Genomic DNA, 13917 nt, shown 5'->3' on the forward strand with positions numbered 1-13917 from the left:
CCCCGTTCATCGAACACCCGCTATGACAAGCGGATAGGCTATCCGCGCATGGGTTGCAGCAGGGTGGCCGCTGCCAGGAGAGACGCTCGATGTTCAAGAAGCTCGCATGGGTGGCCGTCGCCGGCGCCGCGCTGCTATGGGGGGCTGCCGCCAACTCTCAGATCGTGGGTAACGAGGATCCGTTCGCGACGATTCGTCCGGGCCCGGGCCGCCAGGCTCCGCCGCCGGCCGCTCAGCCCCGGCAGCGTCCCCAGCAGCCGCCGGCACAGGCTCAGCCCTATGGTCGTGGCGACCAGCGCGGCTACGATCGCGGCTCTCGCTATGACGACCGCGGCCCGCGCTATGACGATCGCGGGCCGCGCTATGATCGCGGGCCCCGTTTCGATGATGACGGCCCGCGCTATCGGCGCGGCGGGGGAGGCGGCTTTGGCGATTTTTGCGCGACCTCGCGCGGCGCCTGCCGGACGCGCCCTCAGCCGGTCGGGACCTCCTGCCGCTGCGATATCGACGGGCTGCCGAAACGCGGCATCATCCGCTAGGCGCTCCTTCGGCTCGGACGCCATGGCCTATAGCGACGAACTCGATGCGGTCCTCGAAGCCGAGCAGGCGCTGCGGCGCCTGATCGCCCTGCAGATCGCGCAGGAGCAGGGCGAGCCGAATGGCGGCTCGCCCTCGCAGTTTCACGTCCAGGCCGCCGATGCCGCCATCGAGGCCTGGTGCGAGGATGGCGAGGACGACCACGACGCCCGTGCCTTCCGTCCGCTGACACCGCTTCAGGCGCTGCTCAGCGAACACCGCGCGCTGTGCGACCGGATCCTGGACATCCGCGACCGCCGCCTGTCTTGACGGGATGGTTCCGTCCGCCCGAGGCTCCGTGCGCCTTAGCGAAAGCAAAAAAACGCCGTGACGCATCGCCGCCATGGCGTCGGCGTTTTGATCTCACTCACGCGGGCGCAGTCTGACTGTAGGGCGCCGGCATTGAAACCGGGCGGGCGAGGCGGGACTGGGCGCTGAGCCTGACGCCTGCATTGGCCGCGCCATAGCCGCCATAGCCCTCGCGCTGGACGATCTCGAAGAACATCCCGCCATCGAGCGTGGTCGTATAGGCCTGCCAGAAACATCCCTCGCCGTCCCGGTCATAAAGGATGCCGAGGGCTTGCAGCGTCGCGATCGCCTCCGCTGAAAGATCGGATCGGGCCAGGAGATCGTCGTAATAGTTTTCGGGAACAGGCAGCATGGCAACGCCATTCGCCATCAGCCTCGACACCGTTCCCACGATATCGGCGGTGGCGAACGCAACGTGTTGCACGCCCGAGCCGAAGAAGTCGGTGATGAACCGCGCCGACATGGTGCGGTGGCTTTGCGATCCGTTGAGGATCAGGCGCAGGCCCTTCCGAGACTCGGCATCGAGCCCGCTTTCGACGACCTGGCTCTGCACGACGCCGCCAGGATCGATCACGGCCTGGCTCGGCATCTTCGTCGTCGCAAACAGCGACGAGTAGAACAGCAGCCAGGTCAGCATTTCCTCGTACTGCATGGTCTGGGAGATGTGATCGACCGCGATCAACCCGGCGCCGTCCCTTGTCTCGCCCGTCGGCTCGAAATCGACCTGCGACCAGCCGCCCAGCGCCGAGGTCCGGTCGATGAAATAGACGAGGCTGCCGCCCACGCCACGGACGGCTGGCAAATCGAGCTCACCTGGACCTGCGGCGCCTGTGTGCGGCAAATCGAGCAGGAGTCTGGCCCGTTCCGTTGCGGCCGCCGCATCGGGCACGCGAAGCGCGATGGCACACACCGCCGCGCCATGGCTGATCTGATAGCTATGCGCAAAGCCATCGCTGTCGGCGTTCAGCACGATGCGGATGTCGCCCTGGCTCCAGAGATCGACGTCCTTGCTGCGATGGGTGCCGGTCCGGGTGAAGCCGAGCGCCGCGAGCAAGGCGGCAAAGCCCGCTTGTTCAGCTTCCGCGACCGCGAATTCGATGAATTCGACAGCCTCGACAGGCGCGGGTGGCGGCATCGCGATCGCCCCCGGCACTGGCCTGCCCAGCGCCCTGGATGTCTCGTCCAGCAGCCAGATCAGCGAGCGATGGCCGTCCAGCGCCACCGACCGCGCCGACCCGGCGCGGAAGCGGTCGTTGAAGATTTCAAGCGACAGCACGCCCTCATATCCGGTCGCGACGAGGTCGCGCATGAAGCCGGCGATGTCGAGTTCGCCCTGTCCGGGCAGGCAGCGCCAATGGCGGCTCCAGGACAGATGGTCCATCTGCAGCCGCGGCGCATCGGCCATCTGAACCATGACGATGCGGTCACATGGGATGGTGCCGATCGTGGCGGTTTCGAGCCCCCGGGACAGGATATGGAAGCTATCGAGAATGATGCCGACATTGTCCCGCCCGGCCCGGCGGACAATCTCCCAGGAATCGCGATAATCATGCACGTGCCGGCCCCAGGCCAGCGCTTCGTAGCCAACGCGCAGGCCGCGCTTGGCCGCACGCTCGCCCAGCTCGGCGAAGTCGGCGGCAAGCCGGTCGATCCCGCTTTGAGCCTCCGGCGATGTGCTGGAACAGACAAACAGCAAGTCGGTGCCCAGCTCCTGCAACAGATCGAACTTGCGTTCGGCCCGCTCGAAGGTGCGCTGACGCCGCGCATCGGGCATGCCTTCGAAATCGCGGAAGGGCTGGCAGGTGACGATTGCAAGCCCCAGATCGCCGCAGATGCGCCTGACCTCGGCGGGCGAACTGGGAAAGGCGATCAAGTCGTTCTCGAAGATCTCCACGGCACGGAACCCTGCCGCCGCAATCGCCTCAAGCTTTTCCAACAGCGTCCCGGAGACACAAACCGTGGCGATCGAAGGGATCATGGGACGTCCTTTTCAGCGATCGATCCGCGCCAGCCGGCACAGCTGCGGATCATGACGCCGTGCCTGTGTGGTGCCGAGCATCTGTCATGCGCTGGACGGGCTCATCTCAGAGGAAACCTGCGGTCGCCGTGTGATCGACGCAGGCATCGACATGGGTGGAGAGGATGGCGATGGCGCGCGCCGTGTCGCGCGCCATGGCGCAATCGAGCAGGAGCTTGTGTTCCTCGGCCGCGATTTCGCCCCTGAACACCACCGCCACCATCTGGTAGCGCAGATACTTGTCGTAGATCGCCGCATGCGTCTCGTGGAGCACCTTGGACCCGCAGGCCGAGATCAGGGCGTGGTGGAATTCCCAATCATAGCGCTTCCATAACTCGGCTTCGCCGCGATCTCCCGACAGCATGCGCCGTTCCATCAAAGCGAGCTTGTGATGGGCTGCGACGACACGGCCTTCCCATTCCATGTCGCCCGCCGCGAAAGACTGCGCCAGGGCGTGGGATTCCAGCAGCAGCCGCATCGCGGCGATCTCGCGCAGATTGATGGCCGAGACGGGGGCGACGAGGAAACCCTTCTGGCCCTCCGCCTCCACCAGCCCTTCCGAGGCGAGGCGGTTGAGCAGTTCCCGCAAGGTGCTGACGCTCACCCCATAGGCTTCCTTGAGGACATCGAGCTTCAACTTCTGCCCGGGCGCGAGCCGGGCGAAGATGATGTCGGCTCGGATCCGCCGATAGGCGGTTTCACCGACAGGGGGCGCTGTGGGGGTGATGGTCAGCATGCGGTTGCCTGGACTCGTTGTCTCGTACGGCAGCAAAACAAGACGGGTCGATCCGCCAACATAGACGAGCCGGCGCTGGGATCAATTCAAATGGCGAAATTTAAAATCTCATACGAAATGGATAATCCATGTTGCATCGAGCGCGGCGTCCGCCGATACTTCGCGCACAAGGCGGCGTCATAGTCCGCTCAGAACGGGAGGATCGAAATGGCCATTTCAATTGACAGGCGTGCTCTGATCGCAGGCGGCATGGCCACCATCGGCACCGGGCTGGCCAGCGGCGCTATGGCGCAGGCCAAGCCCAATTTGCGCTTTTCAGCGGTGTTCTCCGAGCAGGATATCCGCGCTGAGATGATGAAGCGCTTCGGCGATGCCATCAAGGACGAGTTCACGCTGCAGCCCTACTACGGCGGAAACCTGTTCAAGCAGGGCACCGAGCTGGTGGCGATGCAGCGCAACAATCTGGAAATGGGCAACATCGCCCCCCAGGACATCTCCAACCAGATTCCCGCGTGGTCGATTCTCACCTCCGGCTATCTCCTGCGGGACGCGGCGCATCTGCAGGCGGTGTTCGCCAGCAATGTCGGCGCCGAGTTGAAGAAGATGGCGGAAGAAAAGCTCAACATCCGCATCCTCGGGCCGACCTATTTCGGCGCGCGCCATGTCGGTCTGAAGCCCAAGAAGAAGATCAGCACGCCGGCCGACATGGTCGGCGTCAAACTGCGCATGCCCGGTGGTGACGCCTGGCAGTTCCTGGGCCAGTCGCTCGGCGCCAACCCGACGCCGATGGCCTATGCCGAGGTCTATACCGGCCTTCAGAGCGGCGCGATCGACGGTCAGGACAATCCTCTGCCCAACGTCCAGAACATGAAATTCTACGAGGTCTCCTCGCAGATCGTGCTGACCTCGCATCTCGTCGGCTTCGATTTGCTTTGCGTTACCGACAAGATCTGGAAAGCGATGTCGCCCGAGAAGCAGAAGGCCTTCCAGGCCGCAGCGGATGCCGCGATCGACTGGAGCACCCGCGAACACGTCCGCAAGGAAGGCGAGCTCGTCGACTTTTTCAAGAAGCAGGGGCTCGAGGTCTATGCGCCCGACGTGGGGGCCTTCCGCGATTTCGCCCAGAAGAAGTATCTCGCCTCTGATCTGGCCAAGAGCTGGCCAGCCGGGATGGTGGACAAGATCAACGCCCTCTGAGGTGATACGGCGCCGGCTTCGCGCCGGCGCCCCTTTCAACGCCGGGAGAGTGCGGTGAAGTATCGAATGGCCGCGGTCGGCGGCTGGCTCGCACGTCGCGCCGAAAATGTGCTGGCGTTGATGCTTGGCGCCATGTTCGTCGTCTTCATCCTGCAGATCGTCTTCCGATACGGGCTCAACCTGTCGATCGGCTGGACGCACGAGATCAGCGTGCTGCTCTGGCTGTGGATGGTGCTGTTCGGCGCCGCCTTCGTCACACGCGAAAGCGATGAGATCCGTTTCGACATCATCTATGGCGCGGTCGGGCCACGCGCACGCCGGGTAATGGCGGTGATCACGGCCACCGCGCTCGTCGCACTCTACGGCGTCTCGCTCCCAGCCATGGCGGAGTACGTCTCGTTCATGAAGGTCGAGCGGACCGCCTATATGAAGCTGCCGTTCAACTGGGTCTATGCGATTTACCTTGCCTTCGCCGTGGCCGCGATCGCGCGTTATCTCTGGCTCGGCTGGCAGGCGCTTCGCGGTTCGGCGCCGGAAGCGTTCGATCCGACCAAGGCAGGCTCCGGCGTATGACCAGCCCCTTCGGTCTGTGCATTCTCGCCATCGTCACGCTGTCGCTGCTGGGCCTGCCGATCGGCCACGCCATGATCGCCGGCTCGATCTTCTATCTGCTGCTCGCGGGACAGGATCTCAGCATTGCCGCCGAGCAGCTGCTGAACGGGATGTACACCAATTACGTCATCCTCGCCGTGCCCCTGTTCATCCTCGCGGCGGAGCTGATGAATATCGGATCGATGACGGAGCGCCTGCTGCGCTTCTGCGATGCGCTGGTCGGGCGCTTCAGGGGCGGCCTTGCCCAGGTCAACATCGTCCAGAGCGTGATCTTCGCCGGCATGTCCGGTTCCGCCATCGCCGATGCGGCCGGGACCGGACGCATGATGCAGGCGATGATGACCACGGACGGCAAGTATCCGCCGAGCTTCGCGGCGGCGCTGACGGCCGCATCCTCCGTGATCGGCCCGATCATCCCGCCCTCGATCCCGATGGTGCTCTACGCGCTCGTTTCCGACGCCTCGATCGGCTTCCTCTTCCTGGCCGGCGTCGTGCCTGGTCTGCTGATGGCAGGCGCGCAGATGGCAATCGTCGCTGCGACGGCGCGCCGGCGGAACTTCCCGGTCGAGCCGCCGGTCCCGCTGCGCCGATTACCGGGCATCACCTGGCGTGCCCTTCCTGCGCTGATGATGCCGGTGGTCCTGCTCGGCGGCATCTATGGCGGCGCCACGACGCCGACGGAAGCCGCGGCAGTCGCAGCTGCCTATGCGCTGGCGATCTCCGTGCTGCTCTATCGCAGCGTCTCGCTGCGGGCCTTCTACAGCTCGCTCGCCTACAGCGCCCGCACCACGGCCTCGATCGGCATGCTCATCGCCGGCGCCCTGGTGTTCAACTATGTCGTCACGATCGAGAACATCCCCGAGACCCTGAAAGTGCTGCTCTCGGGCTGGAACCTCTCGCCGCTCGGCTTCCTGCTCCTCGTCAACGTCGTCCTGCTGGTGCTCGGCTGCCTGCTGGAAGGCACTGCGATCCTGCTCATCGTCGTGCCGGTCCTGATCCCCACGGCCAAGGCGCTCGGCATCGACATGGTGCATTTTGGCGTCGTTGTCGTCGTGAACATCATGCTCGGGCTGATCACGCCACCCTATGGGCTGCTGCTCTTCATCATGAACAACATCACCGGCGTTCCGCTGCGAGACATCGTGCGGGAGTGCATGCCGTTCCTCACCGCATTGATCGTGGCGCTCGCCTTGATCACGCTCTTGCCAGGCCTCGTGCTCTGGCTGCCGCGCCTCATGGGCTATCCCGGCTGAGCCGGGGCCCGCTTCTCCAATCCAGCATTGGTGCTCACGTGACCAAGCCGATCTATGTCATCAACGGACCCAACCTGAGCCGTCTCGGCACGCGAGAACCGCATCTCTATGGCAGCACGACGCTTGCCGAGATCGAGGCGATGTGCCGCGCTGCGGCCGGGGACGCGCCCTTGGAGTTTCGCCAGTCCAACCGGGAATACGAGCTGATCGACTGGATCCACGAGGCAATCGACGGCGGCTGCGCCATCGTCATCAACCCGGCGGCCTTCACCTTTACTTCGATGGCGATCCTCGATGCGCTGAAGATGTTTCCGGGGCCGGTCATCGAGCTGCACATCACCAACATTCATCGCCGTGAACCGATTTATCATCGCTCCTTCGTGTCGCTGGTTGCGACGGCGATCATCGCGGGGCTGGGGGCGGAGGGCTATCCCGTCGCCGTCCAGGCCGCGCGAACCCTGGTCAAACAGCTGGAACATTGATCAGCGCCGGTCTGGCGCTCTGCCGCGCACCCTAACCACCCTGTCCACCTGCGGAGAGGGTGCGCCATCAGCCGAAGCCGCTCTTCGGCGGCTTGGAGACATTGCTGCCAGAGCCTTCCGGTGCGGGCGAGAGCCTTCCGGTGCGGGGGGACGGCAAGCCCTCCCCCCGCACCGCGATGCTCACTTCGGTGCGTTCTTGCTGAGCCATTCGCGCATTTCGGCGATCTCGCGCTCCTGGTCCTTGATGATCTGCGCGGCCAGCGTCTTCGTGGTCTCGTCCTTGGCATAGGCCAGTGCGGCCCTGGCCATGTCGATCGCGCCCTGGTGATGCGGGATCATCTTGGTGCGAAAATCCACGTCGGCATTGCCGGTATAGGGCACGGCCATGTCGTGCATCATCTTCATATCGGCGCTCTTGAAGTCCTTCGTCGAGGCCGTATCGCCGGGTGCGGGCATCATCGTCTTCATCATGGACTGCATGGAATCCATGTTCATCATGCCTGTGCCGGCGCCCATCTGGCCCTTGGGCGCGCCGGCGCCTGGGGCGGGAGCGGCACCGTGTCCGCCATGCCCCTGATGGGACGATTGCGCAAAGGCTGGGCCGGCAAGCGCGAGGAGGATCAGCGCGGTCTGGATCGAACGTGTCATGGGTGTTGAACGGGTCATGGGTCGTGTCCTTCTTTGGGGGTCAGTTGTTGGTGAAACGGGCCTGCAGGGCGTGGCCGTCGGCAAGCGTGGCGGAAATCACGATGCGCGCGCCCGCGCCCAGCGGCTGGGCGAGCGTCCCGACCAGCCTGTTGGGTTCGACGGCGCTCAGCGCCACCGTCGCGGTCTTGCCGGCGTCCTGGACGATGGCGCGCGCGGCCTTCGTTCCTGCCGATGACAGCGGCTTGTCGGCGGCGTCGGTGAGGATGAGAACGAGCTCGGTTCCCTTCGCCACCATCTCGATATGGTGCCCAGCGACATCGACGAGCGGGCCGCCATTGGGGCCTTTCGCCAGTTCGTGGGCCGCGGCCGTCGACGCGAGGCCGATCAGTGCCAGGGCAGTGATCCGTTTGAGCATGGCTGGTCTCCTTGGAGGTTTCAGAAGGCTTCCTGGGGCGATGAGCCGCCCTCGCTCGCCATCCGGCTGGCAATGAGCCGCTCGAGCGGCTTGCGGCCGAAGGTCAGGAACAGGACGGGCGTCAGCACCGTGTCGATGATCGTCGCCGAGATCAGGCCGCCGAAGATCGTGACCGCGACCGGATGCAGGATTTCGCGGCCGGGCTGGTCGGCGCCGTAGAGCAGCGGGATCAGCGCGAGCCCCGCCGAGAGCGCCGTCATCAGGACGGGCGTCAGCCGCTCCAGGCTGCCGCGGATGACCAAGTCGCGCCCGAAGCGTTCGCCCTCATAGAGCGTCAGGTTGATGTAGTGCGAGACCTTGAGGATGCCGTTGCGCGCCGAGATGCCGGCGAGCGTGATGAAGCCGACCATCGAGGCGACCGAGAGCGGCTGTCCCGCGAGGTGCAGCGCGACGACGCTGCCGATCAGCGCGAGCGGGATGTTGCCCATGATGATCAGCGCCAGCACCGCCGACTGGTAGCGCGTGAACAGCACGACGAAGATCAGCGCCAGCGACACCAGGCTGAGCAGCCCAATCCGCAGCGTCGCCTCCTCCTGCGCCTGGAAGGTGCCCTCCATGCGGGTGACATAGCCCTGCGGCAGCGGCGTCTGCGCCACGATCTGACGGATCTCGGCGATGATCGCCGCCATGTCGCGCTGCCCATCGCCATTGCCATAGACGGCGATGCGGCGCTGGCCGTTCTCGCGCTGGATCTGGTTGGGGCCGTCGGTTTCGGAGACCGAGGCGATCAGGCGCAAGGGGATGTGGCCACCGGGCGTCGCGATCAGCAGATCCTCGAGCCCGGTGGTCGAGCGGTCCTGGTCCGACAGCCGCAGCACGACGTCGTAGCGGCGATTGCCGTCGACGATCTGCGAAACTGTGCGGCCGTTGGAGAGCGTCTCCAGCGCCTGGGTGACGCTGGCCGGCGTCAGCCCGTAAAGCGCCGCCTTCTCGTGGTCGACATCGATGCGCAATTGCGGAATGCGGACCTGCCGCTCGATCTGGAGATCGACGAGGCCGGGCACAGACGCCAGACGCTCGCGCAGCGTCTCGGCGAGGCTGCGGATCGTGTCGAGATCCTCGCCATAGATTTTGAGCGCGATCTGGGCCCGCACGCCCGAGAGCATGTGGTCGAGCCGGTGGCTGATCGGCTGGCCGATATTGACCGAAACGGGAAGGACGCTCAGCGCCGCCCGGATATCGGCATGGATCGCCTCCTTGGGCCGGTCCGAGCGATGCAGATCGATATCGACCTCCGAGGAATGGACGCCCTCCGCATGCTCGTCGAGCTCGGCTCTGCCCGTGCGGCGACCGATCGACTTCACCTCGGGGACCTTGAGGGCGAGCTGTTCGGCGATCAGCCCGAGGCGATGGCTCTCAGCCAGAGAGATGCCCGGATTGTACTGCAGCGAGACCACCAGCGTGCCCTCGTTGAAGGGCGGCAGGAAGGTGCGCGGCAGCAGGGTCGCGCCATAGACGGCCAGCGACACGCCGACCAAGACGAGCGCGATCAGCGCGGCGCGGGTCTCGAAAGCCCAGCGCAGCAGCGCCGCATTGCCCCGCTTCAGATGGCGCACGACGAAGGAGTCGCGCTCATGGCCGCTGGGAGCGCGCGACAACAGGTAATAGGCCATCACCGGGGTCAGCGTGACCGCGACGATCAGCGACGCCAGGATCGAGACGATGTAGGCGATGCCGAGGGGTGCGAAGAGCCGCCCCTCGATGCCCGACAGGGCAAAGAGCGGGATGAAGACGAGGACGATGATCGCGGTCGCATAGACGATGCCCGACCGCACCTCCTGCGAGGCCGCCGCGATCACCTCCAGCACGGGTTTGGGCGCCGCGCTCTCCCGGTTGTGCTTCAGCCGCCGCAGGATGTTTTCCACGTCCACGACCGCATCATCGACCAGTTCGCCGATCGCGATGGCGAGCCCGCCCAGCGTCATGGTGTTGATGGTCAGGCCGAAGGCCTGGAAGACCAGCACCGTGGTCAGGATCGAGACCGGGATCGCCGTTAGCGAGATCAGGGTCGCGCGGATGTTCATCAGGAACAGCAGCAGGATGACGGCGACCACGCCGGCCGCCTCCAGCAGCACGCGCTCGACATTGGCGATCGAGGTCTCGATGAACGTCGCCTGCCGGAACTGGACGTTCGTCGCGGAGATGCCGGCGGGCAGGGTCTTCTGGATCTCGGCGAGGGCCGTCTCGACCTGCCGCGTCAGCGCGACGGTATCGGCCTCGGGCTGCTTCTGGATGCCGATGATCACCGCAGGCCTACCCTGGAAACCGGCATCGCCGCGTTTGACGCGGGGCGCGAACTCGACGCGCGCGACCTGGTGCAGCAGGATCGGCTGGCCGTTTCGCTGCATCACGACGGTGTTGCGCAGATCCTCCAGCCGCTGCGTCAATCCGACATTGCGGATCAGGTATTCCCGACCCTGCTGGTCGACAAAGCCGCCGCCGGTGTTGGTGCCGAAGCGCGTGACCGCCGCCTCGATCTGCTCATGAGTGACGTCGAGCGCCTGCAGGGCCGCGACATCGGGCGTGATGCGGTACTGCCGGACCTCGCCGCCGATCGGGATGACCTGAGAGACGCCGGCAATGTTCAGGAGCTGCGGGCGGATGGTGAAATCCGCGATCTCGCGCACCTCCATCGGGGATGCCCGATCGGCCGTCACCGCCACCAGCATGATCTCGCCCATGATCGAGGAGACCGGGCCCATCTGCGGGTTGACGCCGCGCGGCAGTTGCTCGCGCACCAGCGAAAGCCGCTCGGCAACGAGCTGGCGCGACCGGTAGATATCGGTACCCCAGTCGAACTCGACAGAGGTGATCGACAGGCCGACACCCGAGACGGAGCGCACGCGCAGCACGCCGGGCATGCCGTTCATCGCCGTTTCCAGCGGGTAGGTGACGAGTTGCTCGACCTCCTGCGGGGCGAGCCCCTCGGCTTCCGTCATCAGGGTGACGGTCGGGCGGTTGAGATCGGGGAAGACATCGACGGGGACGCGCGGCAGCACATAGGAGCCGTAAGCCACGAGGACGAGCGCGGCGGCGATGACGAAGAGCCGGTTGCGCAGGCTGGCCGAGACGAGGAGGTTGAACATCGCTCTCGCCTCAGCGGATCTGGTTGAGATGTTCGGCGCCGCGCACGACGATCCGTTCGCCGGGCGCGATGCCGGACCGGATCACCAGCCGCGTCGCATCAAAAGGTTCGGTGCGAACGGGCCTGGCCTCGAAGCGTTCGGGGTCGGTATGGCGCCAGACCAGCGCCTCGCCATTGCTCCCGCGCACGACCGCGTCGCGCGCAACGACGATGCCGCTGACTTTTGCCCCGTTCTGGGCCGTCACCCGGACGGGCTGGCCGATCGCGACCGTGGCGGGCGCGTCTTCGACGGCAAACTGCACCAGCGTCGCCTGCTGCTGCAGCGCCCGTCCGATGCCCCGGAAGGACAGGCTGAGCGGCTGGCCGCCGGCCAGCAACGCCGAAGCGCCGCTGAGCTGTGAAAGGTCGACATCGCCATAGGACAATGCCTCGACCCATAATCCCGCGGGATCGACGATCTGGAACAGGACATCCTGCGAGCCCACCACCTGTCCCGCCACGACCCGCACCGCAGAGACCACGCCATCGAGCGGCGCGCGCAGCACCTCGGGCTCGATCCGGATCCGCCCGACGATTTCGCGCCGCCGCATCAGCCCGTCGAGTTCAATCTCGGCATCGATGACCTGGCTTTGCGGCGCGATGGCACGCTCGGCCAGTCCGCGCGAGCGCTTCAGCTTCGCCTCGACCATGGCGATCTGCTGCTCGATCTCGCCGACGCGCTCGGCGATGGTGGTGCGGTCGGCCTGCGGCACGGCCTGCTCGACGGAGGCGAGGATCTCGCCGCGCCGGACGGCCTGCCCCAGACGCGGCAGCCCGCCGTCGGGCGCGACGATCCGGCCGCCGGTGATGCTCTGCACCTGGCCCGAGCGATTGGGATCGGCGATCACGCGGCCGACCAGGGCCACGGTCTTGCGGACCTCCTCGGTCTTGGTGACCTGGGTACGCACGTCGAGCAGCCTCTGCGTCGGCTTCGGCGCGAACACCGAGCCATCCGCGAGACGGCGCGGGGTATCGCCGGCGGGCGGCGCAACCTTGGCGGCGTCGCCGTGATCATGGCCCTCATGGGCGCTCGTGACGACCGTCCCCGCGATCAGCAGAAGGGCAACCAGGCTCGCCATCGATGCGGCCGCTCGCGAGCGGCGCAGCCCGGCGCCGAGCAGGAGCCCCAGTGCGAGCGCCCCAGCCGTTGCGAGATACAAAACCGGAATCGGCCGGCCCGCGATCGATACGCTTGCTGGCTGCAGTGCGGCCGGGACCGATCCCGCCGGCGCGCCGGCCGCCGGGGTGGGGGCGGCCGGGCGGTCCAGCGTTCCGATCAGCAGGTCGTCTCCGCTGGAATGGGTGATGGCGAAGACGAGTTCCAGCGGGCCCGCGCCGACAAGCCGATCCGAGGCCACGACGTAGGTCCCATCCGGCGTTGGTGTCGCCGCGACATCCGCCCCGGTTCCGATCGTCACGACGAGGCCGGCATCGGTGACGGGGGCGTTGCCGGCATAGCGGTCCAGGAACAGCGTCAGCCGGTCCCCGCGCAGGATGCCGACGAGCTCATAGGCGTCGGAATGCAGCCCAACCCTCGGCGAGCCCTCCGTGGCGACGGGGGCGGGCGGGGCGCCATGGTCGTGGCCCTCATGGGCCGCGAGTGGGGCAACGGACAGAAGGGAAGCCAGCGCCAAGGGCGCCATCAGGCAGCGTGCGAGGCTGCGGACGAGCAAAAACATGAAACGAACCCATCGCGATCGGCATGAACATCCGGCGGCGCGGCTGAAAAGCCGGCCGACGCTCAGGCGATGTTGGTGGTTCGTGGAGGCCTCGAGGGGAGATGTGGCGCCCTCACCAGCGACGGCGTCTCCGGCGGCACATTCAGCCGGATTCGATGAGGGGTCCGCAGGGGGAGCGAAGCGATGCCGTGCTCCATGAGGACGACGATGCACATCGTGCCGCAGCACGTCCGTTCCGGGGCATTTTCGCCCTGTGGACAGCCCGTCGGAGCCGGCGCGCTCGTCGCCGACCAGTCGCAGAGGCCCGCAGAATCGGCTGCGAGTGAAGCGGTGGCAAGGGCCTGGTGCGCGTCCTGCGGCAGGATCGCCGCCGCCGGCGCAACGGCTTTGACTGCGGCGCCGTGGCCGGCATGGGCATTCGCCGGCATGGCCCAAGCGAACGAAAGCAGGACGACCAGCGCGGTCGCCTTCAGTGCCTTGGCCAGGACATCGAATGCCGTCACGTCGTTCCGCTGATTCGGTGGATCCAGATGGCGAAGTGGTGCTTCCCATAGGGGAAGGTCAAGAGGGCCGCGCAGAGATCTGTCGCCTCATGGCAAGGAAGTCGTGAATTGGTGAACATGGTCAGCCAACAGGGGATGAGACCTCCGACGAAGGCAAGAGCCGATCCTGATCGTCCATGGTCATGACGGCGCGGTCGAAACGCCCGCCAAGGCAGCCAAAAGTCGATCCGAATGATCACGATCTGGCGGGATCGCTCCAGGATCAGCGCGCGCCCGTCACTGACCGGGTTGCTGGATAATCGCGGC

The 13917-nt window shown here is 66.1% G+C and carries 13 protein-coding genes; 6 read left to right on the top strand and 7 right to left on the bottom strand.

The window, feature by feature from the left end; translation table 11 throughout:
- Positions 1-89 precede the first annotated feature (89 nt).
- Together IP69_RS01620 and IP69_RS01625 are read left to right on the top strand one after the other, a co-directional pair.
- Positions 90-539: a hypothetical protein gene (locus tag IP69_RS01620; protein ID WP_054141063.1), complete on the top strand. Its 450-nt coding sequence runs from the start codon at positions 90-92 to the stop codon at positions 537-539.
- Positions 540-561: 22 nt separating this feature from the next.
- Positions 562-846, top strand: coding sequence for a hypothetical protein (locus IP69_RS01625; RefSeq protein ID WP_054141064.1), 285 nt, complete (start codon positions 562-564; stop codon positions 844-846).
- Positions 847-943: 97 nt separating this feature from the next.
- Here the strand turns inward: IP69_RS01625 and IP69_RS01630 are convergent, their stop codons facing one another.
- Positions 944-2863 (bottom strand): sugar phosphate isomerase/epimerase and 4-hydroxyphenylpyruvate domain-containing protein, encoded by a 1920-nt coding sequence (locus tag IP69_RS01630; protein ID WP_054141065.1) that lies wholly within the window; start codon positions 2861-2863, stop codon positions 944-946.
- A gap of 106 nt (positions 2864-2969) precedes the next feature.
- Complete coding sequence (locus IP69_RS01635) at positions 2970-3638, bottom strand: GntR family transcriptional regulator (protein WP_054141066.1); 669 nt, start codon at positions 3636-3638, stop codon at positions 2970-2972.
- A 207-nt stretch (positions 3639-3845) separates the two neighbouring features.
- Here IP69_RS01635 and dctP point away from each other — a divergent pair, with 207 nt between their 5' ends.
- From dctP to IP69_RS01655, 4 genes are read left to right on the top strand one after another with little or no spacing between them, the layout of a single operon-like run.
- Positions 3846-4835, top strand: a complete 990-nt coding sequence (gene dctP / locus IP69_RS01640) for a TRAP transporter substrate-binding protein DctP (protein WP_054141067.1) — start codon at positions 3846-3848, stop codon at positions 4833-4835.
- Positions 4836-4889: 54 nt separating this feature from the next.
- Positions 4890-5408, top strand: coding sequence for a TRAP transporter small permease subunit (locus IP69_RS01645; protein ID WP_156323227.1), 519 nt, complete (start codon positions 4890-4892; stop codon positions 5406-5408).
- Complete coding sequence (locus IP69_RS01650) at positions 5405-6700, top strand: TRAP transporter large permease (RefSeq protein WP_054141069.1); 1296 nt, start codon at positions 5405-5407, stop codon at positions 6698-6700. The genes IP69_RS01645 and IP69_RS01650 overlap by 4 nt, the downstream gene beginning before the upstream one ends.
- A gap of 38 nt (positions 6701-6738) precedes the next feature.
- Positions 6739-7182 (top strand): type II 3-dehydroquinate dehydratase, encoded by a 444-nt coding sequence (locus IP69_RS01655; RefSeq protein WP_054141070.1) that lies wholly within the window; start codon positions 6739-6741, stop codon positions 7180-7182.
- A 180-nt stretch (positions 7183-7362) separates the two neighbouring features.
- Here IP69_RS01655 and IP69_RS01660 read toward each other — a convergent pair whose 3' ends face one another.
- From IP69_RS01660 to IP69_RS22065, 5 genes are all read right to left on the bottom strand, one after another.
- Entirely contained in the window at positions 7363-7848 is a 486-nt protein-coding gene (locus IP69_RS01660; protein ID WP_248306663.1) for a DUF305 domain-containing protein, read from the bottom strand.
- Positions 7849-7870: 22 nt separating this feature from the next.
- The gene (locus IP69_RS01665) at positions 7871-8245 is read right to left on the bottom strand and encodes a hypothetical protein (protein WP_054141072.1); all 375 of its coding nucleotides are present in this window, start codon (positions 8243-8245) and stop codon (positions 7871-7873) included.
- Between the two features lie 20 nt (positions 8246-8265).
- A complete protein-coding gene (locus IP69_RS01670) occupies positions 8266-11391 on the bottom strand; it encodes an efflux RND transporter permease subunit (protein ID WP_054141073.1) in 3126 nt (1041 codons plus the stop codon).
- Between the two features lie 10 nt (positions 11392-11401).
- Complete coding sequence (locus IP69_RS22465; RefSeq protein ID WP_054141074.1) at positions 11402-13108, bottom strand: HlyD family efflux transporter periplasmic adaptor subunit; 1707 nt, start codon at positions 13106-13108, stop codon at positions 11402-11404.
- A gap of 62 nt (positions 13109-13170) precedes the next feature.
- Positions 13171-13611 (bottom strand): hypothetical protein, encoded by a 441-nt coding sequence (locus IP69_RS22065; protein ID WP_054141075.1) that lies wholly within the window; start codon positions 13609-13611, stop codon positions 13171-13173.
- Positions 13612-13917 lie beyond the last annotated feature (306 nt).

This window comes from Allobosea sp. AAP35, assembly GCF_001295925.1.
In the GTDB taxonomy this organism is placed as follows: Bacteria; Pseudomonadota; Alphaproteobacteria; order Rhizobiales; family Beijerinckiaceae; genus Allobosea.